The sequence below is a fragment of the Thermogemmatispora tikiterensis genome (assembly GCF_003268475.1).
GTDB lineage: Bacteria > Chloroflexota > Ktedonobacteria > Ktedonobacterales > Ktedonobacteraceae > Thermogemmatispora > Thermogemmatispora tikiterensis.
Map to the genome: position 1 here is coordinate 4688114 of NZ_MCIF01000002.1, position 18988 is coordinate 4707101.

Annotated in this window: 16 protein-coding genes and 1 riboswitch; of the genes, 8 read left to right on the top strand and 8 right to left on the bottom strand. The window is 63.6% G+C overall.

Annotation, left to right across the window (positions count from 1 at the left end):
• Positions 1–72 precede the first annotated feature (72 nt).
• A complete protein-coding gene (locus A4R35_RS18810) occupies positions 73–1263 on the bottom strand; it encodes an amino acid deaminase/aldolase (RefSeq protein WP_112434324.1) in 1191 nt (396 codons plus the stop codon).
• A gap of 390 nt (positions 1264–1653) precedes the next feature.
• A riboswitch (FMN riboswitch) is annotated at positions 1654–1837 on the top strand.
• Between the two features lie 2 nt (positions 1838–1839).
• On the opposite strand from A4R35_RS18810, the gene A4R35_RS18815 reads away from it, so the two are divergent.
• Genes A4R35_RS18815 through A4R35_RS18835 form a run of 5 tightly spaced genes read left to right on the top strand, consistent with a single transcriptional unit; the run spans position 1840 to position 6346 of the window.
• Entirely contained in the window at positions 1840–2565 is a 726-nt protein-coding gene (locus A4R35_RS18815) for a sigma-70 family RNA polymerase sigma factor (RefSeq protein WP_112432057.1), read from the top strand.
• Complete coding sequence (gene ribD / locus A4R35_RS18820; protein ID WP_189362035.1) at positions 2558–3772, top strand: bifunctional diaminohydroxyphosphoribosylaminopyrimidine deaminase/5-amino-6-(5-phosphoribosylamino)uracil reductase RibD; 1215 nt, start codon at positions 2558–2560, stop codon at positions 3770–3772. The genes A4R35_RS18815 and ribD overlap by 8 nt, the downstream gene beginning before the upstream one ends.
• An 11-nt stretch (positions 3773–3783) precedes the next feature.
• Positions 3784–5124: a GTP cyclohydrolase II gene (gene ribA, locus A4R35_RS18825; RefSeq protein ID WP_112432061.1), complete on the top strand. Its 1341-nt coding sequence runs from the start codon at positions 3784–3786 to the stop codon at positions 5122–5124.
• Entirely contained in the window at positions 5102–5629 is a 528-nt protein-coding gene (gene ribH / locus A4R35_RS18830) for a 6,7-dimethyl-8-ribityllumazine synthase (RefSeq protein WP_112432063.1), read from the top strand. The genes ribA and ribH overlap by 23 nt, the downstream gene beginning before the upstream one ends.
• Positions 5630–5635: 6 nt before the next feature.
• Positions 5636–6346: a riboflavin synthase gene (locus A4R35_RS18835; protein ID WP_112432065.1), complete on the top strand. Its 711-nt coding sequence runs from the start codon at positions 5636–5638 to the stop codon at positions 6344–6346.
• A gap of 116 nt (positions 6347–6462) precedes the next feature.
• Here A4R35_RS18835 and A4R35_RS18840 read toward each other — a convergent pair whose 3' ends face one another.
• Positions 6463–9087, bottom strand: coding sequence for a hypothetical protein (locus tag A4R35_RS18840; protein WP_112432067.1), 2625 nt, complete (start codon positions 9085–9087; stop codon positions 6463–6465).
• 523 nt (positions 9088–9610) lie between these two features.
• Between A4R35_RS18840 and A4R35_RS18845 the strand changes: the two genes are divergently transcribed.
• Both A4R35_RS18845 and A4R35_RS18850 read left to right on the top strand, forming a co-directional pair.
• A complete protein-coding gene (locus A4R35_RS18845) occupies positions 9611–11395 on the top strand; it encodes a DUF2079 domain-containing protein (RefSeq protein WP_112432069.1) in 1785 nt (594 codons plus the stop codon).
• Positions 11396–11566: 171 nt separating this feature from the next.
• Positions 11567–12247, top strand: coding sequence for a GntR family transcriptional regulator (locus tag A4R35_RS18850; RefSeq protein ID WP_112432071.1), 681 nt, complete (start codon positions 11567–11569; stop codon positions 12245–12247).
• A 117-nt stretch (positions 12248–12364) separates the two neighbouring features.
• On the opposite strand, the gene A4R35_RS18855 is transcribed toward A4R35_RS18850, so the two are convergent.
• Positions 12365–13741, bottom strand: a complete 1377-nt coding sequence (locus A4R35_RS18855; protein WP_223258402.1) for an MFS transporter — start codon at positions 13739–13741, stop codon at positions 12365–12367.
• A 349-nt stretch (positions 13742–14090) separates the two neighbouring features.
• Between A4R35_RS18855 and A4R35_RS24390 the strand changes: the two genes are divergently transcribed.
• A complete protein-coding gene (locus tag A4R35_RS24390; protein WP_052890408.1) occupies positions 14091–14249 on the top strand; it encodes a DUF5679 domain-containing protein in 159 nt (52 codons plus the stop codon).
• A 269-nt stretch (positions 14250–14518) separates the two neighbouring features.
• On the opposite strand, the gene A4R35_RS18860 is transcribed toward A4R35_RS24390, so the two are convergent.
• The 5 genes from A4R35_RS18860 to A4R35_RS18880 all read right to left on the bottom strand — a co-directional run bounded on the left by A4R35_RS18860 (position 14519) and on the right by A4R35_RS18880 (position 18913).
• Positions 14519–15061 carry a VOC family protein gene (locus A4R35_RS18860; RefSeq protein ID WP_112432076.1) on the bottom strand — a complete coding sequence of 181 codons (543 nt, stop codon included), beginning with the start codon at positions 15059–15061 and terminating at the stop codon, positions 14519–14521.
• Between the two features lie 193 nt (positions 15062–15254).
• Positions 15255–16298: an SMP-30/gluconolactonase/LRE family protein gene (locus A4R35_RS18865; protein ID WP_112432078.1), complete on the bottom strand. Its 1044-nt coding sequence runs from the start codon at positions 16296–16298 to the stop codon at positions 15255–15257.
• A 39-nt stretch (positions 16299–16337) separates the two neighbouring features.
• Positions 16338–17375 carry a fumarylacetoacetate hydrolase family protein gene (locus tag A4R35_RS18870; RefSeq protein WP_112432080.1) on the bottom strand — a complete coding sequence of 346 codons (1038 nt, stop codon included), beginning with the start codon at positions 17373–17375 and terminating at the stop codon, positions 16338–16340.
• A 3-nt stretch (positions 17376–17378) separates the two neighbouring features.
• Positions 17379–17708 carry a putative quinol monooxygenase gene (locus A4R35_RS18875; RefSeq protein WP_112432082.1) on the bottom strand — a complete coding sequence of 110 codons (330 nt, stop codon included), beginning with the start codon at positions 17706–17708 and terminating at the stop codon, positions 17379–17381.
• Between the two features lie 203 nt (positions 17709–17911).
• Positions 17912–18913 (bottom strand): NAD-dependent epimerase/dehydratase family protein, encoded by a 1002-nt coding sequence (locus tag A4R35_RS18880; protein WP_112432084.1) that lies wholly within the window; start codon positions 18911–18913, stop codon positions 17912–17914.
• Between the last annotated feature and the right edge of the window lie 75 nt (positions 18914–18988).

An 18988-nucleotide genomic window follows, 5' to 3' on the forward strand; every position in this document is an offset into this window, starting at 1 on the left:
GCCAGGACCGGGGGCGGCCTCCACGGGCTGGTGGCTGCCGGCCTTTTGTGGGCGATGTCTGCTAGCTGATGCTCAGAGAAAGCACTGGCCATCGCCGCGGTAGGTGGTGACCTCGTCAACGATGGTGCCCTTGCTCACCAGCAGCAGGTGAGTGAAGCGTTCGCACAGCTCCCCGGCCTTGGCGTGGCGCAGAAAGATCGGATCGCCCAGGGAGAGTGCCACGGGACCGCTGTAGCGGATAGGAGTCTGGACCTCGCCGGCGCCCTCGGTAGTGATGAGCTGCGCGCCCTGGGGCAGATAAGGCTGCGGCAGCTTGTCGGGGCCCGCGGCGCCAGAGGCAACGTAGCCTCCGCCGAGGCAGGTATAGATCTGCGGATGTGGGCGGCGGACAATCTCAATGGCGAAGCCTGCCGCTGGCTGATAGCGGAAATCGCGATAGTGATCGAAGAGGGCAGGGCCATAGAAGGCTGAGCCGACGGTGATCTCGGTGACGCTCGTTTCCAGGCGTGTTGTATGTACGCTGCCGGTCCCGCCGCCGTTGACGAAGCGCACCTGGGGGGCGTACTCCTTGATCAGGGCCACCAGGGCTGCGCGGCGCGCGGCGATCTCGCCCAACGAGCGGCGCTTGAGCCAGGTCACCAGAGCGTTCTTGAGCGCCTGGCCAGGATAGCGATCTCCCACGCCGGCGATCTGGGCCTCATAGCCCATGAGGCCGTCCAGCCAGACATGGGGCGAGGACATGATCCGCTCGATGACCGGGCGCACCTGTTCCGCCGTGCGCAGCGGCGAGCGCCAGACGCCGAAGTGTAGACCAGGGAAGTCGACGGCCATGTCAATATCAAGGCAGAGCGGCAGGCGCACACCGTAGCGGCGGGCAACGCTCTCGATCTGTTCTACGTGAGCCTGGCTATCGATCATCAGCGTGATGTGGGCCCCGTCCGCGGTAGCGCGTGCCACGGCGGCGATGTCCTCTGCGTGCCAGGTTGGGTAGCCAATCAGTAGATCGTCCAGGCCCTGGCGGGCCAGATAGACGGCCTCGCGAGCTGTGAAGGCCATAATGCCCTGAAAGGTCGGCTCGGCGGCCAGAATACGCTTGATAATGGCAACGCTGCGCAGCGACTTGGAGGCAATGCGCACCCGCGTGCCGCCGGCGCGCTCGCGTGTCAGACGAATGTTCTCCTCCAACAGGTCCAGGTCTACATAGGCAAAGGGCAGTGGGCGCCCACGGAAAATCTCGCGGTAATACTGGTAGTCGCGGAGCATAGCTTGCGCCTGCGCAGCGCGGCTCTCAGGCATGCTGGCCGAGAAGGCGGCACTGTCACCGTTGCTGGTATCGGGCCTGGCAGAAGGCTGCTCCAGGCTGGTTGTTGGCAGGGATGGCTCGATCTGAGGAGACTGAGGCTCTGTCATTGGCGGTTCCTCCTTGTGCCGGCGAGGCGAAGCGAGGCGAGGCGCGACGCGACGCGGGAAGGCGATAGGCAGCGCTCTCCTCTTCTGAAGCTCAGTTCAATCGTAGCATTGTCGCCCTGGGGAAATCAAGCGTCTTGCTGCCGTGCCGCGATGGCGTGGTGGCCCTCTGGACCGAAGGACGGAAAGCTGTCACAGAACAGAGGTCTGACTCGTCTCCTCTAATAGGACGAAGAAAAAACAGAACGCTGTCTTCGGGGCAGGGTGAGGGAGACGGGCCGGCGCTCAACAACAGGGGCGACGGTCTCTCCCAATTCCCGATCGGCGGTATAGCCCGTACGCCCTTGCGCTCGCTGTCGCATGGCAGCGTGAGGGCATGACCTGGGGAAGTTCCAGGGCCGACGGTATAGTCCGATAGGAGAAGACTGACGATTGGAAGAGTTCGATCGTTATTATCCTCTACTCTTCGCTACTGCGCGTAGCCTGCTGGGCAGCTGCGATGAGATCGAGGATGTTGTCCAGGAAAGCTATATCCGCTATGCTACGGCAGCGGCGCAGCAGATAGGCTCGCTACGCGCCTATCTCCTGACCATTGTGACGCGCCTCTGCCTGGATCGCCTCAAATCAGCCCGCGTGCAGCGCGAGCAGCCCCTTGGCCTCTGGCCGCCGGCTCCGGGGGGAGGGCCGACGGTGGCACCAGAGCCAGAAGAGCTGGTTGTCGAGAGCCTTGAACAGCGAGAGGCCCTGGCGCATGCGCTCTGGCTGCTTCAGGAGCGGCTCAGCCCCGCCGAGCGGGCTGTCTTTCTTCTCCACGAAGCCTTTGCCTGTCCCTACGAAGAGATCGCTCGCCTGCTCAACAGCAGCGCCAGCGCCTGTCGCCAGCTCCTGCATCGAGCCCGCACCCGGCTGCGTCTCGCCCAGGCCCGTGCGCGCTTTAGCGTAAAGCCCGAGGAGCATCGTGCTCTCCTGAATAGCTTCCTGCTGGCGGCCCGAAGTGGCTCTGTGCAGCCCCTGCTAGAGACGCTGCTGCCCACTGCTGAGGTTCCTGGGAGCGATGTGAAGGCTGCGCTGATACAAGGAGTAGCGCCGGTTCCCGCTGCCAGCGAGGAGGAGCCGCTGGCGCTGCCTGCGCTGGAGGAGTGCCATGCCCATGCCTGAAGAGGCAACGATCGTGCTGAGCGAACAGGAGCGCCAGATAATGCAGCGAGCGCTGGAGCTGGCGCGGGCTGTCGAGGGGCGCACCAGCCCACGCCCACCAGTGGGGGCTGTGCTTGTGCGTGACGGGCAGATGGTAGGTCAGGGGGCGACGGCCCCACCCTATGGGCCACATGCCGAGGTGGAGGCCCTGCGCGAAGCCGGTTCCCATGCTCAGGGGGCCGATCTCTATGTGACGCTGGAACCGTGCTGCATTGCCCTGCACACGCCACCCTGTACCGAGGCCCTCATCGCTGCGGGCATCCGGCGAGTGGTGGTAGCCGCTCGTGATCCCAATCCTCATGTCGATGGGCGCGGGCTGCAGCGGCTGCGGCAGGCTGGGATAGAGGTTGCGCTCCTGGACGAAGATGATCCCCTGGCCCGGCAGGCTCGCGAGCTGCTACGTCCCTTTGCCACCCTTGTGCGTGGCAACCGGCCCTACGTCACCGCCAAGTGGGCGATGACCCTGGATGGCAAGATGGCCGCGTACACGGGAGACGCCTTCTGGATCAGCGGACCGCAGGCCCGTGCCTGGGCTCACCAGCTGCGCGATCGCGTCGATGGCATCCTGGTCGGGGCTGGCACGGCGCGCCGCGACGATCCCTTGCTCACCGTGCGCCTGACCACTGACGCGCGCCGGCCCCGCCTTCAGCCGCCGCGGCGGCTAGTTATTACCAGCAGCGGCCAGCTCCCGTCAGAGCTGCGGCTGCTGACGACGCCCGAGGCCGGAGAGACCTGGCTGCTGATTGGCGAGCGGGTTCCCGCAGAGCGACGCACGCTTCTGGCCCGTCCGGGGGTGCGTCTCATCGAGGTGCCTTGCGAGCCGACGGGGCGCGTTGATCTCCGCCAGGCTTTGCAGCGTCTGGCCGCCGAGGGCCTGATGCATATTCTTCTGGAGGGTGGGGCAGCCCTCACGGGCAGCGCCTTCGACTGTCGCTGCATTGACCATGTCGCAGTCATCGTCGCGCCCCGGCTGATCGGAGGGGCCGGTGCTCCGATTCCGCTTGCCGGCCAGGGTCTGCCCCGCTTGAGCCTGGCGGCTACATTGGATGATCAGCGCACGCAGACTCTGGGCGACGACCTGCTGATCGAAGGTGAGGTCCGCTATCACCCTTCTTCATCCGTCGCTGGCGAAGCGGCGGAGGGAGCGAAGAACCTGACCAGAAAGTGAGAAACCAGGTGATGTCAATCAACCAGCTATTAGAGACAAACGACCTGTGGCTCTCAGTGCCTGCTGCCGTACGCCGACTGCAGGCCGGCCAGATGGTTTTACTCTGCGACGATGAGACGCGCGAGCACGAGGCCGACCTCTGCCTGGCGGCCCAGTTCGCTACCCCTGAACGTATCAACTTTATGCTGCAGCAGGCGCGCGGCCTGCTCTGTGTGGCCCTGGCCGGCGAGCGGCTTGATGCTCTGGGCATTCCCCTGGCCGAGCGCGCTAACGCTCCCCTGCAGGACACCGCCTTTACGGCCTCCGTCGACGCCCGCCGCGGCACTACTACTGGCGTCTCCGCGCGCGACCGCGCCCTAACCGCTCGTCTGCTTGTCGACCCAACCGCACAGCCAGAGGACTTCGCGCGCCCGGGCCACCTCTTTCCGCTGCGGGCCCATCCTGCCGGTACCCTGGGCCGCCGCGGCCACACCGAGGGAGCGGTCGACCTGATGCGTCTGGCCGGTCTGGAGCCAGGGGCCGTCATCTGCGAAGTGCTCGATGAAGAAGGCGAGCCGGCGCGTGGGGCCACTCTGCTACGCTTTGCTCAGCGTCACGGCCTGGGCCTCATTACTGTGGACGCCATTGCCCGCTTTCGGCGAGAACAGCGTGTCATCCTGGTCAACGAGACGCGCCTGCCGCTACCTGAAGGCGACTTCCATCTCCGCCACTATCGCGACACGCGCCAGGGGCGCGACTACCTGGCTCTCATTTTGGGGGAGCTTGATTGGGGCGACCTGCCGCCGCTGGTGCGTCTCCATTCGGCCTGCACCACCGGCGAGGTCTTTGGCTCACAGCGCTGCGACTGCCAGGCTCAGCTCAGGAAGGCCCTGGCTCTCATTGGACGCGAAGGGCGTGGCCTGCTGCTCTATCTTCCCCAAGAGGGGCGTGGCATCGGCCTGGCAGGCAAACTGCATGCCTATCGCCTCCAGGACAACGGCTACGATACTGTCGAGGCCAACGAGCGTCTTGGCTACCCCGCCGATGCCCGCTCCTACGACGATGCTGTCGCCATTCTGGCGGAGCTGGGCCTGCGTCGCCTGCGCCTGCTCACTAACAATCCGGCCAAGCTCCAGGCTCTGCAAAACGCCGACCTCCAGGTTGAGCGTGTAGCACTGGAGATCGCTGCCAGTCCAGAGAACCGTGCCTATCTCGACACTCGTCGCCGGCGCCTGGGCCATCTTCTTAGCGCCTCGACAGAGCCAGATCCAGGCGCCATTGAAGAAGCCATCGGGGCCGTCAGCCAGGCGGCCAGCCACCATGCAAGGCGAACAGAGGAGGTGGAGCGTCATGTCAGAAGCTATCAGCGCTGAAGAGCGGCCTGATGGCAGAGGGCTGCGCATTGCTCTGGCCGTGGCCCGTTACCATCCGCAGATCACCGGCGCCATGCAAGAGACGGCGCGGCGGAGCCTGATCGCCCACGGTGTCGCCGAAGAGGACATTGACATCTGGCAGGCCCCTGGCTCCTTCGAGCTTCCTCTTCTGGCTCAGACGCTGGCTGCCAGCCGGCGCTACGACGCCATCATCTGCCTGGGCTGCGTCATGAAAGGCGAGACGCGTCACGACGTTCTGGTCGGTGACGCCGCCGCTCAGGGCATCCAGCGCGTTGCCCTCGACAGCGGCCTGCCGGTGATCTTCGGCGTCATCTGTGCCGCCAATCGTCTCCAGGCCCAGGAGCGCATTCCCCGCGCCGCCGAGTGTGCCCTGGCTGCCATCGAGCTAGTCTCTACCCTGCGGCGCGTCCGTCATCCAGGCGCGATGCACGTCTGCCGGCACGATCAACAAGATATGGTGAGCACCAGCGAAAGGAGCAGCTAAGTCCTCATGTTTACCGGCATCGTCGAAGAAGTTGGCAGCGTCCTGGCGACCGGCGCCACCACCCTGGACATTGCCATCCCGGCCACCTGGTCCGACGTCAAACTCGGTGACAGCATCGCCGTTGACGGGGCCTGTCTCACCGTCGTCACGCGCGGCGAGGACTGGCTGCGTGTTGAACTCATGCCCGAGACCCTGCGCCGCACGCGCTTCGCCGCCCTGCTCATGGGAGAAGGGCCTGATCAAGACGAACGCGCTGTTAATCTAGAGCGCTCGCTGCCAGTGGGAGGCCGCTTCGGAGGGCACATCGTCCAGGGGCATATCGAAGCTGTGGTCGCTGTGCTGAGCACACGGGAAGAGGGCAACTCGCTTGTCTGTGAGATGACCCTGCCTGTTGCCCTGCGCCCCTATATTGTCCCCAAAGGCTTTGTCGCTCTCAACGGCGTCAGCCTCACCGTGGTCTCCTGTCAAGACGATCGCTTTTCCGTGGCTCTTATCCCCTATACGCGAGCCCACACCAACCTGGGCCGGCTGCGTCCGGGCAGCCTCCTCAACCTGGAAAGCGACATTCTCGGGCGCTACCTGGTGCAGCTCGTGGGCCGCTATGCGGTCCCGAAGCAGCTTTCGGGAGCGGAAGCTGCGAGCGACCCCCTGGATGGGGCCTTCCCAGAGAGGAACAGGATGGGAGAGGACGGGGGAGCAAAACGCCAGGAAGGGTAACGAGGGGAGCAGCCTCCTTGCTGGCTCCTCCCCGCTACCCTTCCTGCCGGGGTGAACGACGCTCGCTATGAGGTGGGTCTGCTAAGTGAACTGCTAGCCTCGACTCGGGCCAGGCGCTATTGCAAAGCGACGGCGAAGACATGCATCCTGCCGCCGCTCACCGCTGCCGGCAAGGTCACACTTTTCACGGTCTTTCCCTGTGGCAGGGCGATGCTCACATAGAACAGATAGCACTTCATCTGAACCGGACCGTTGGGACTATTGAAGTAGGGCATGCTCACGGCCTGGGGACTGCCCGGCAGGGGACGTGAGCCGCCGCCGTCCAGAGTCCAGTCGCTGAAGGCGATGGGCACGGTCTGCGTTGTCCCATCGGTAAAGGTGATCAAAAGCTGGCCGCGTGCCAGGCCATGATCGGCGGCCCCGAGCAGACCGAGCAACTTCGCGCGTGGCTGGTGCTCTACTGGCAGCGTCTGCCCCGCCGCCACATAGTTATCCGGCTCGCCTGAAAGCGCATTGGGCCAGACGAAGACGAAGCCACCTGCAAAGACATGGTCGCCGGGATTGACGCCGGCCCGCTGAAGGGCCTGGGCCGAGTAGCTATTGCCTCCCTGATCAAAGTTGGCCGTCGTCGGACGCTCGTCGTTGCTGACCCCCACGTTGTTGTAAGCGGGGGTCGTGCGCGGACCGGCCTGAGCCGGGCCGGAAGCTGACGAACCGCTGCGTGCGCTCTCGCGGGGCGCCTGCTCAGACTGGCCCACACCGGGAGCCGGTGACGGGCGAGCAGCTGCAGTCGGCACTGGCATCGCGGCGGCAGCCCCCGAGCCACTGGCTGGCAGTGCGCTCAGCGAACGCGGACCTGCTCTTAGATCGCTGGCCGGGCGCTGATCCGGTCCCGGCTCCGATTGCGGACCGGGTCGATTTTGAGGACCAGGCTGTGTCTGTGGCCCAGGATGGGGCAGGCGCAGCGGCTGAACCGGATGCGGCTCCGGCTGCTGAGGACTCCCCTGCGTCTGACCTGGGAACGGCGAGAGATGCACTGTCGGGAGCAGGCCATAGATTACCAATGCCTTCCCGCTCGGCACAAAAACCCGCCCGTCAGCCACCGTCGGCACACTGAATTTCACATACCCCGGTAGGGCATCGCGCTCGGGGCTCTGATCGCTGCTGTACAGTTCACGCGCCAGATTGCTGGCGTCGTAGGCCCGCAGCACCCCGCGCGGATCAACCAGCCAGAGAATACCTGTCCCAGCCTGATTGCCGCTAGAAGTCACCACCACGTTGGCACCTGGGAAAGGCAGCTCCTCGGGCGTAGCCGAGAGCGGCTGAGACGAGAGGCGGCCATTGATCAGACGATAGGCCACCACTGGACGGTTCACACTGGCGAAATAGACATAGTCGCCATCGGGTCCGTTCCAGTAGGCGGGTGTACTGAAGAGGCCGCCGATCGTCGTCGGCGGAAACTCCTGCACGATCTGATCCACATCGTTACGCGCCTGGTGGTTGCAGGCGTCAGGAATGGTGTGGTAGCGGCCCAGGTGATTGCGGGCCAGGACATAGATCCGTCCCTCTTTGCCCGAGGCGATCAGCTCTCCGACCGTCGGCAGCAACAAAGGAGCGGCGGAGCCGAGGTCGGCATCGGCATCGTCCAGACAACGCTCATTGAAGGGCGTGAAATAGTCGACCAGACGCAGATCGGGCGAGAGCTTCCCCACCGAATCACCGGCGTTACGACCGTTCAGATGGAGATTAAAGGAGCCATTGCCGCTCGTAAAATAGAGAAAGCCCTGCTCATCGGCGGTCAGGGCGCCGCCAGAACCCCAGATACCGGCCCGTGCGCCATCGGGCGTATCGTTAAAGACGGCCATCTGGCGGAAGGCGCTGCCGTTATACTGGTAGCTCATGATCCAGCCGTGGTACGGCATATTATCGCAGAACGAGCCCCAGGCGATATAGATCCGGCCATTGGCCAGCACCAGAGCAGCGCGCTGGCGCTGGAAGCGGGGATCAAAAGTGAGCAGGCCACGGCGACTGCCGGCGCCTGTGCCGCGCACACTGGCCTGGATCGTCACCGGACTGCCCTTGCGCTCCTGGCCGGTGGTGATATCCAGCGCATGGAGGCGATAGAGCAGGCGACCGCTCTCTTTGGTGAAGGCCACCACGTAGAGCGTACGAGTGGCGGCATCGATGACCGGCGTACCGGTGATGCCGATCTCGGGCACCAGGTCATTGCAGGCTACATCGTGGTTTGTCGGGACCTGCACACCGCGTCCCAGGAAACTTGTCCGCCAGAGCAAGGCCCGCTCGGGCCTGGTGGCATCGGCGTCGAAGGCATAGACGCTGTCGTGCTCGGTTGCCACGAAGACCACATTGCGCACCCGACCCTGAATCGGCAGACTGGGCACATAGAGGGGCTGGGCGTAGACCTGGCCATCGACCGCCAGCGTCAGACGCTTCCCGAAGGTACTGACGTTGACATTGCTCGTTGTCAGCAGCACCTCCGCGGGGTTGTGGCCGCTGTGCCGGTTATTGTACTTGAAGGTCAGCACGGCGGTACCGCTCGCGGGGGCAGCGTAGGCGGCAGGTTGGGACCCGCGGCCCGCGGCCTGCTGGTCGGAAGAGGGCTTCCAGGCCAGCGCTCTGCCGGTTCCGCCAGGTAGCCAGGAGGAAAAGAGCAGGCCCCCGAGTAGCAGCAGGGGCAGTGCTGCCGCTACTCGGGGCAACAAGCGAGAGAGGTTGATCATCACGTCTCCTTCACCACTGCAGTGATAAGCAAGCAGGGGCATGGCGTCTACTGCCCGTCGGCGATCAGGAACGGAGTAGCAGCTCTTCCTCTCCTCGTGCTTGCTTCCTTCTTCCTTGCTTCAACTTGCGTCGTGTCAACCCCTTGCTGGAGGCGATTTTGGGCCTCTACAATCTGTGGTTGTTTGCTGCATCACGGCCCGTACGCCGGCTTACTTCCCTCACAAACTCAGAGCAGCTTATGCGCTGCTTCCATTACTTATGATACTCAAGACACAAAATGAAAATCAGTATCTCAATCATGATCAATAGATTGACAGGGACAGGAGGGTGACCGAGATGAAGGACATATGAGATCGTCTGGCAGGTCTCAGGGAGCATTAGCCAAACGTCCTGGAGACTGGCCTGTTAGAAAGGATTCATGCTATCATAACAGAGCCAATCGTCTGGAGAAAGAGGCCTTTCCCAGTCGGCTCGCATTCGTTGCACGGGGCCTCGTTTTGATCCCCTTGAGAGTCCTGGATTATGAACAAAATTGGCAAGTGGCTCCATCTGACATGGCGGCGCTGGAGGGTGGCCTGTGGGAAGGAACTCTATCCCCCCCCTGAACCGCTACCCCGGGGACGTGCTTTCTGGCTGGCCCTGGGCCTGGTCGTGTTGGCGATGCTCGCCTACAGCGTCTACTTCGTCATCTTTGTGACCAGCAAGCAGGATGCTTTTGCCACCAACGGCGAAGACCTGGGCATTATGGACCAGGCGATCTGGAATACGCTGCACGGCGCCCTTCTGCATCAGACGATCTGTAATGTGCTGACCGATACGAATTGCTATGGGCTGGAGGGCATCAATCGCTTCGCCATTCACTATGAGCCGATTCTTTTTTTAATTGTGCCCCTTTATATTTTTTGGGCTGATCCGAAAACGTTGCTGATTCTTCAGGTCCTGGTAGTGGCCACGGGGGCGCTGCCAGCCTTCTGGCTAGCCCGCCTGCGCCTGCGCAGCGACCTGGCTGCGGTTCCCTTTGCCCTGCTCTATCTGCTCTATCCTGCGCAGCAGTATGCCGTCGACTATGATTTCCACGCCGTGACGCTGACGCTGGCCTTGCTCCTCTTTACCCTGTACTTTATGTATACTCAGCGCAATGGCTGGTTTCTGGCCTTTGCGATTCTCTCGCTGGCCTGCAAAGAGGAGATTGCCGGCATCATTGCCCTGCTGGGCCTGTGGATGGCCATCTTCCAGCGGCGCTGGCGCATTGGCCTGATTGTCTTCGGACTGGCGGTCGGCTGGACTGCCATCGGCCTGCTGATCGTCCACTACGCCAGTCCGATTGGTCACTCGCTGCTGGCCTCCCGCTGGTCAGAGTATGGGGACTCGCCCGTGGAGGTGGCGCTGAACATCCTGCTGCATCCCCTGCAGGTGATCGACCAGCATGTGCTGGAGCCGCAACATCAGCTCTACCTGCGGAAACTGCTTGCTCCGGCGGGCTACCTGCCGCTGCTGGCCCCCTGGGTCCTGGTCCTGGCCTCGCCGACGCTGGCCCTCAACCTGCTCAGTTCCTCGCCCAACATGTACAGTGGCCGCTATCAGTACAATGCGGAGATCGTGCCGATCCTGATCTTTGCCACCATTGAGGCGACGGTGCTGCTGCTCTGGTTGCTGCGCCGCTGCCTGCGACTGGGCCAGGCCTGGCTTGCTCAGATGAGAGGTCCCGCCCTTAGCGTCTTGCCTGTCGCTGCCGGGGACCAGGGGAAGGAGCGCCCCGCCTGGTCCTCGTTGTCGTCGGCAGGAGGCTGGTTCGGAAGACAGCCTGCCCCGTTGGCTGGTGGACGGCTCTGGCCCATCCTGCGGGCCCTCTTCCTGCTGCTCCTGCTGAGCTATGTGATGGGGCAGGTGGTCAGGGCCACTGCGCGCTACGATGTCTATAGTGCCATGCCCTATGCAACCGGCTTTATCTGGCCCTCTCAGGATGCTCATGACCGCCTCGCCTATCATTTTCTGCAAGAGATCCCGCCTACCGCCTCGGTCTCGACACAGACAATGCTGGTCCCCCATCTGAGTGAACGGCGTAGCATCTATCTCTTTCCCTATGGGGCGGGCTATGCCGACTATATCCTGCTGAATGCCCCAGGCTACTATTATCCCTTCAAGACCTATGCTGACTACGAACATGCGGTCGACGCCATACTCAGCAGCGGCGAATATGGCGTGATCGATATGCAGGACGGCTATATCCTGCTCAAAAAGGGCGCTGCTTCCACTGCCAATCAGCAGGCGGCGCGCATGGTGGCTCAGTATCGCCACACCGATTGATGCGCTTCTACACCAAGGGCGTCAGGCTCTGCTCGCTCTCTTCCCTTCATCTCTGCCTTGACGCCCTTTTTCTCCCTGACCTATACTAATCAATAATCGATTGTGCCTCTTTGTAGGTGAGGAGCAGTGTCCCGGAATACGGGGCCAATTTCTGCGGGATTTTCGACACCGATGAATATACGTACACCTATTCTTGGCAGACGCGTTCTGCGCGAGGATATCAAAGAATTTCTTATCGATGCCATCGTCAAGGGCCACTACCGGCCAGGGGAGCGCATCGTGGAGAGCCGTGTGGCGCAGGAGCTGGGGGTGAGCCAGGGGCCAGTACGCGAGGCGCTGCGCGACCTGGAGCTGCTCGGCTTCGTCGTCAGCTCGCCCTATCGCGGCACGCAGGTGCGCAAGGTCTCACGGCGTGATCTACTGGAACTCTATCCCATTCGCGCCGCCCTGGAGGGAGTGGCGGCGCGCGCGGCTGCGATCCGCATCGACGAGGCGACGCTGCAACAGCTAGAGGAGCTGCTCGCCGAGATGCGCGATGCGGCTGCACGCAATGAGCTGCATGCCCAAACGGCGGCCAATATTGCTTTCCACCGTCTGATTGTGCAGGCGGCGGGCAATCGCCTGCTGCTGCAGTACTGGGACAGCATGCAGCTCTACACGACGACCTTTGTGACGGTGGCGATGGCGCAACGCACACCCCAGGAGCTGGCCGAGCGCCATCAGGTCATCATTGAGGCCCTGCGAGACCGTGATCCGCAGCGGGCTGAGCAGGTGATGCGGCGCCATATCGAGGAAGCTGGCGAATGGCTGCAGGCGGTGCCGCCTTCCGAGGAAGAGCAAGAGCAGGAGTGAGGCCAGGCCAGTCAGAGCGCTGCCAAAGCTCCGGCCTGGCTCAGCGGACAGGTTCACCCTCCTCTGGGAAAGTGCCGCGGAGGAGGCTGGCCTGTCCGCTGATTCTGTCGTGCTTCGTCAGAGCTGGCGCTGGGCAGCGGTCTCTTCCCGTACCTCTGCGGCGATCTGGCCAGCGAGCTGCCCGGTTGCCTGGCTCGGGCCTGCAGGCGCAAGCGTTCCCAGGCGGCGCATCTCGGGCCAGATGAGGGCTACGCAGAGCACCACCAGGATGGTGCCGAGGCCACCGCCGACAACTGCCGGCACGGGACCGAAGAGCTGAGCCGCCAGGCCCGACTCAAAGCCACCGAGCTTGTTGGAGGTGGCGATGAAAATAGTGTTGACCGCCGCCACGCGCCCGCGCATGTGGTCCGGGGTGCGTGTCATCAGCAGGGTGCCGCGAATAACCACGCTGATGTTGTCAAGTCCGCCCAGAATGAAGAGCATGAGCAGCGAGAGCCAGAAGGAGCGCGAGAGGCCAAAGACGATGGTGGCCAGACCGAAGCCGGCCACTGCCAGCAGCAGAGTACGTCCGGCTCGCTTGAAGGGCGGCAGGTGAGCCAGCAGGAAGGCGACACAGACGGCCCCAATAGAGGGCGCGGCCTGGAGCCAGCCCAGACCGGTGGGGCCGACCTGCAGGATGTCACGCGCGTAGATTGGCAGCAGGGTGGTGGCGCCGCCGAAGAGGACGGCGAAGAGATCGAGTGTAATGGCCGCCAGGATGACCTGGGTGCGCCGCAAGAAGTGCAGGCCCTCAGCCAGCGAGCGCAGGGTCCCCTCCTTGCCCTGCTCGTCGCTTCGAGATGGGGCCGCTGGCGCCGGATGCAGGCGCAGCAGGGCCAGCAGCAGCAGATAGAGAACAATGGCCAGGGCATTGAGGCCATAGACAGGCGTGGCCCCACGGAAGAGGGCCACCAGGAAACCACCCAGGGCCGGCCCGACGACTGATGCGAGCTGCCAGGCACTGCTCTCCCAGGTGGCGGCGTTGGCGTAGAGGGCCGCTGGCAGGGTCTGGGGCAGGAGCGCGGCGCTCGCCGGCTCGTTGAAGGCGGTGGCTGTGCCTATGAGCAGCAGGCAGCCGTAGATGAGCCAGAGCGGGCCGCGCTGCCAGGAGAGAAGCATCAGCCCCAGGGAGCAAAGGGCAAGAATGGTCTGAGCCAGCATAACCATGCGGCGCCGATTCAGGCGGTCCGCCAGGTGGCCGGCCAGTAGCGAGAAGCAGAGCACTGGCAACACCTGCACCAGGCCGACCAGCCCCAGGGCCAGCGCCGAGTGGGTGCGGTCGTATAGCTCCCAGCCAATGGCCACCGTGACCATCTGCTCGCCGATTGACGAGAGAAAGATGCCAATAAAGAGCAGGCGAAAGTTACGGTAGCGCAGGGCCCGATAGGGATCGTGGCGAGCCTGCGCGTCACTAGAGGCATCAGATGCGCCTCGTTCTGGGTCGAGATCCCTCACAGACATTCCTCGTATCTTGCCGACAGTAACAGTAGAGTCACTTGTCGCCGCTTTTATTGGTGATGCATATCTTCTCTATTCTTCTTGATATGAAGGGCATTGCACCTTTCTTTCTGCTGTGGCAGGCGGGCGGCAAGGCTCTGGATTTTACTATAGCACAGGAGGAGAGACACCTTGCATAGCCAATCCAGCCCTATGCTTTCGGGAAATGAACCAGAGAGAGTAATATTGTCGTGTACCTAGATAGCCTCTGTCCTTCGTGAAGTACGAGGGGCAGGGCACGATTAACTACCGTGACTGACGGTCGTTTGTCGTGTACATAAGCTTTAGACGGAAAGGAATGTAAGTTATGGCAGACATGGCGTATTGCGTCAAGTGCAAAGAGAAGCGGGAGATCAAGGACGCGCATCAGGTGACGATGAAGAACGGTCGGGCGGCGCTGCAGGGCACTTGTCCCGTCTGTGGCACGCGCCTGAACCGCATTCTACCTGGTGCGAGTAAGAAATAGCGCCACCTGGTCCGCGCCGGCAACTCGTCCTGTTGCGGAAGACCAGGGGGAGTGGTCCGACCGGTGGCGTCGCCGCCGCGTAGGAGGTCCGCGTGTCTGGCAGCCTTATCTATGCGGGGCTGGCCGGGAGCGAGCAGCCGCCCACGCCGCGGCGGCGTTTGGTTGGGCTGCTCCCTACAGGGGAGGGGGCTGTCTATCTCCCCTCCTTTCCTCGCTATCTGGCCGTCTGGCCGGCTGGCTGTGGGCTGGCGTCGTCCGGTGCGGTCTGGCTAAAAGTCGCCGCGGCGGATGCGTTCAAAGAGGGCGCGATTCTCTTCGTCGAGGGCGACCAGCTCAAGATAGGTGCCGCTGCTGGTCAGCGTATCGAGGAAGGCGAAGCGGGTGCCCTGGCCAGCGATCCCGCTCTCAATAATAGTTACACTCCCCGTTCCTGATGGCTCCGATCCTGCCTGGAGCGCTTGCAGAACCTGCTCAAGATCATCAACTTCCAGCCCCAGATGATGCACGCCTGGACCGCGCTGGCGCAGGAAAGCGGTCAGGCTGTTCTCTCCTTCTAGCGGCTGCATCAGCTCGATCTGCAGCGGGCCAGCGTAGCCGAAGGCCACGTTCTGACGACAGAACGCCGGCTGCCCGCGATAGGTATAGGCGCGGAACTGAATATCTTCGATGACGAAGAAGCGGGGCACGCCGAGCGTCTCTTGAAAGAAGCGCTGGGCCTCGGCGAGATCGTTGACGGCGTAGGCGACCTGGAACCAGCGTGCACCAGCTGCTGTCAGGGCGGCGAGAGAAGACGGTTTTTGCTGCCTGGACATAAGCGTTTGGCCTCTCTTCCTTGTGATCAAGATGATGGCGATGGTGGTGGTAAGTGGTAGTGGTTTAGCTTTTGTGTTCGTATGCTTCTTTGTCCTGGTGGAAAGCCAGGTCGGCTGCCGGGCCAGGCCAGAGGCCGACCTGGCTTCCGGCGGCCTTCTCAGGCTCCTCTGCGCGCTATGACGATGGCCGGGCTCAGTGCCAATGGATCATTGGCTGACCAGGAACTGGGCTGCGGAAATAGGGAATGGTCGTTCCGCGCAGGCTGCCGAGATAGACGGTGCGCAGGTCTGGCCCGCCGAAGGTCAGGCTGGCCAGCCAGGGGGCGATAGTGCCGTGGGTGGCGGCCAGGATCTCGGGCGTCAGCGTATGGCTCTCGTAGTGAGCGAAGAGGCGGGCCTGCGTCTCGGGATTGCTATCGTCGAGCAGGGTCAGGACCTCGCCCTCTGGAGTGATGGCGATGAGCTGGTCGGTAAAGATCAGCGTCACCCAGAGGTTGCCGTAGGCATCGAAGGCGAAGCCGTCGGGAAAACCGGGCAGGCGCGCAGGGCCATAGATCTCGCGATCGGTCAGGGAGCCGTCGGGTTGGAGGCGCAGGCGGCTGATGCGCCAGGCTGTGCTTTCGACAACGTAGAGCCACTCTTCGCGCGCGTCGAAGCGGATTTCATTGGTGCCGCAGAAGCCCTCGGCGACGATGCGAATGCCGCGCTCGTCGATGAGGGCGATGTAGCCATCGGCGGTGCGTGTGTTCAGCTGGTTGGTCCAGGGATGCTCGCGGGTGTTGACGCTGAGCCAGATACGATTTTTGCTGTCGCGCAGGACGAAATTGGCCTTACCCAGCGGCTGGCCGTCGATCTCGCGGTAGAGGGTGCGCAGGCGTCCGTCGCGCGTCATGATCTCGACGGCGTCGGTCCCCCAGTTGGCAATGATGAGATCGCCGTTCTCGGCGAAGGCCAGGCCGTTGGGCAGCGATCCCTGGGCCTGGACATAGCGCTCTTCGAAGCTGGCGCCGCTCTCTGGGGTCGGCCCCGTGCCTGGTTCACGCTCGACCACGGGCAAGATCAGTTGCTGACTGCCGTCGGCGTTGATGCGCATGACGCCGCCACGGGCATCAGCGACCCAGAGGGTGCCATCGCGCTCGGCCAGAATGCACTCCGGGCGCTGCAGATCGTGGCCAATAGTGCGGATGCTGCGGCGATCGACCTGCCAGTCTTTGAGTGGGTTGGCTGAGGACACCATGCTGCTGCTCTCCTTTGCCTGGGTCTGGTCTGGCGGTCTTTAGCTGTCGCGCTCCTCCTCGGCAATGCAGCGGTTGCGCTGGGTGCCGAGGCCGCTGATGCTCCCTTCCAGCACGTCGCCGGGCTGGAGGAAGCGCCGGTAGTGCATGCCATTGCCGCGCGGCGAGCCGGTGCAGATCAGGTCGCCGGGCCAGAGCTGCACGTAGTGAGAGATGTACTCGATCAGGCGGGCGACGCCGAAGATCATGTCATTGGTCCCCTCGTCCTGCATGACCTGGCCGTTCAGTTTGAGGGTCAGGTGGAGCTGTTGGGGATCGGGCACGAAGCTGGCTGGCACGAGGAAAGGCCCAGTCGGAAGGAAGCCCGGCGGGCATTTGCTGCGCAGCCAGTCGCTGCCGATGGCCTCCAGATCGGGACGGTAGACGCGATCTCGACAGGTCAGATCGTTGACGATGGTGTAGCCGGCGACGTAGCTCAGCGCCTCCTCGCGCTTGACGCGGCGTGCTGGTCGTCCGATCACGACGCCTAGCTCTAGCTCCCAGTCCGGTTGCGTGCTGTCGGCAGGCAAAGGGATGGGATCGTAAGGGCCAGTGATGGCCGATGGGATTTTGGTGAAGACGTAGGGGATGCCGTTGGCGATGCGGGCATCCATGATGCGCTCGGCCAGGGCGCGGCGTTCGGCCTCGTCGCGGGCGTCGTGGGCGCCGTGTCCCTGGGCGGTGGCCAGCTCGATGACGTGCTGACGATAGTTGGCACCGGCGCAGAAGATCTGGCGCGGATACAATATCGGCGCGTGAACATGCACGGCTTCCAGAGGTAGCCAGCTCTGGTCGGCTGTGGCTGTGGCGGCGGCTGGCTCCGCCAGGGCGTCGACGGCGCGCTGCAGGGCGGCCTCGTTGCGTTCCCACTGCTGCAGCAGGCCAAGGACGCTCTCGTCTGCGCTCAGCGGCAGGCCGAGGCGCTCGCAGAGCGGTTGCAGGGCGTGGACGGCGATCACGCGCTCGTCCAGAACCAGGCCCGCAAAGGGCGGGCAGCCAGCTACGGAAAAGGTGCCAAGGGCAAAGAATCGGGTACTCATCTGCTACTCGCCTGCTCTCTGCTTTGTGGAGGCTGGTGGCTGACCAACGACCAGCGTGTAGAGATCGCGCTCGCGCTTCTCTAGCAGCGGCAGAATGGTCTCTTCGACAAACTGGCGATAGTGCGGCGTTTCACGATGGTGCTGCAGGGCGGCCTCGTCGACGTAGTGCTCATAGAGTAAGAACTGATCGGGGTGCTCCTGCGAGCGACAGGCGTGATAAAGCAAACAGCCAGGCTCGCTGGCGGCGACGCGGGGCGCCATCTGTTTGAGAGCGGCCTCGATGGCGTCGCCCTGACCCGGCTTGCCGTAGTAACGTGCCACGAGCACAATCATTGGCTCTTCTCTTTCCTTTCTCTTCTGCTTCCTACTGACTGATCGTATGCAGGCCCGCTGCTCCCTGTCCTGGTTGGTCACAGAAAGGCGCAGATTGCGCCGATGTGGGCAGGGGGAGCATCATCTTCGTCTGCGGCCTGGAACAGAGCGCGTGGACGAGAGCCGCGCTGGCTTGGGCTGCTGGAGAGCAGCGGCGACCCTGTTTAGCTGCCGGCGCTGCCCTCTTGCAGTGCGCGCTCGTTCAGCTCGCCGCGCGCGACCCGTTCGCGGAAGAGGGCAAGAGTGGCGGCGATACCCTCGTGCAGCGGCGTCTGTGGCGGTGTTCCGATGACGCGGCTCAGGGCCTCGGAGGAATAGGCTTCGGGCGAAGGAAAGGCAGGCTCGGCGAAGGTGATCAGGCCGCGGCTCTCTGGGAGCAGCTCCTCGATGAGGGCCACAATTTCGCTCATGTGGGCGACGGCGCCGTGCAGATTGAAGACCTCGGCCCCTTCGAAGGGCGCGCGTGTGCAGGCAAGGAAGGTTTTGGCCACATCATCGGCGTATTGGAACTCGCCCCGTCCCCCAAAGGGGATGTGGAAGGGTCGCCCCAGTACGGCGGCCAGCATGGCCCGTGTAGGGGCGGAGGTCAGGCCCTGGTCGCGGCCCGGGCCATAGACGGTGGCTGGGCGCAGGCCGATACTGGTAAGGCCATGCTCCTGCCAGTAGATGCGCGCCGTGCCCTCGTTGGCTTGTTTGAAGACGCCGTAGAGCGAGTGAGGGCGCAGTGGCGTATCGTGCTGGACGATCCCACCTGGCCCGCCGGCCCCGGGGTCGTAGACGGCCACAGAGGAGGCATAGACAATACGCCTGACCTGGTCCGCTCGACGCCGGCTGGCCTCGAAGACATTGACGGTGCCGACGACGTTGACGCGTGCCCCCAGCGAGGGATTGGCGCGTACGGAAGGCATCTGGAGCGCGGCCAGATGGATGACGTGGGTGATCCCGTACTGGTCAATGACCTGCTCCACGGCTGCCAGCTCGCTGAGGTCGCCTTGAACGAAGGTGACCTGGGCCAGCTCCGCGGGCGCCATGATCAGCTTGAGTCGCCGTGTGTCCTGGCCCAGGTCAAAGGCGACCACGGGGGTGCCTTCGCGCACAAGGTTGCGCACGGTCCAGGCCCCGATACAGCCCAGGGCCCCGGTGACAAGAAAGCGTTCTTGGGCCATGCTCGCTCTATTCCTCCTCTGCTGCCTACCGCTTTGCTGATGAGATGGCGGTCTCTGCTGGCCAGTGCTGTGCGC

Bases quoted from the DNA above. Each gene is read 5' to 3' on its own strand.
- ribH (WP_112432063.1), top strand. From the start codon at position 5,102: ATGTCAGAAGCTATCAGCGCTGAAGAGCGGCCTGATGGCAGAGGGCTG.
- A4R35_RS18850 (WP_112432071.1), top strand. From the start codon at position 11,567: ATGAATATACGTACACCTATTCTTGGCAGACGCGTTCTGCGCGAGGAT.
- A4R35_RS18860 (WP_112432076.1), bottom strand. From the start codon at position 15,061: ATGTCCAGGCAGCAAAAACCGTCTTCTCTCGCCGCCCTGACAGCAGCT.
- A4R35_RS24390 (WP_052890408.1), top strand. From the start codon at position 14,091: ATGGCAGACATGGCGTATTGCGTCAAGTGCAAAGAGAAGCGGGAGATC.
- A4R35_RS18870 (WP_112432080.1), bottom strand. From the start codon at position 17,375: ATGAGTACCCGATTCTTTGCCCTTGGCACCTTTTCCGTAGCTGGCTGC.
- A4R35_RS18840 (WP_112432067.1), bottom strand. From the start codon at position 9,087: ATGATCAACCTCTCTCGCTTGTTGCCCCGAGTAGCGGCAGCACTGCCC.
- A4R35_RS18845 (WP_112432069.1), top strand. From the start codon at position 9,611: ATGAACAAAATTGGCAAGTGGCTCCATCTGACATGGCGGCGCTGGAGG.
- A4R35_RS18880 (WP_112432084.1), bottom strand. From the start codon at position 18,913: ATGGCCCAAGAACGCTTTCTTGTCACCGGGGCCCTGGGCTGTATCGGG.
- A4R35_RS18875 (WP_112432082.1), bottom strand. From the start codon at position 17,708: ATGATTGTGCTCGTGGCACGTTACTACGGCAAGCCGGGTCAGGGCGAC.
- A4R35_RS18865 (WP_112432078.1), bottom strand. From the start codon at position 16,298: ATGGTGTCCTCAGCCAACCCACTCAAAGACTGGCAGGTCGATCGCCGC.
- ribA (WP_112432061.1), top strand. From the start codon at position 3,784: ATGTCAATCAACCAGCTATTAGAGACAAACGACCTGTGGCTCTCAGTG.
- ribD (WP_189362035.1), top strand. From the start codon at position 2,558: ATGCCTGAAGAGGCAACGATCGTGCTGAGCGAACAGGAGCGCCAGATA.
- A4R35_RS18810 (WP_112434324.1), bottom strand. From the start codon at position 1,263: ATGCTCCGCGACTACCAGTATTACCGCGAGATTTTCCGTGGGCGCCCA.
- A4R35_RS18835 (WP_112432065.1), top strand. From the start codon at position 5,636: ATGTTTACCGGCATCGTCGAAGAAGTTGGCAGCGTCCTGGCGACCGGC.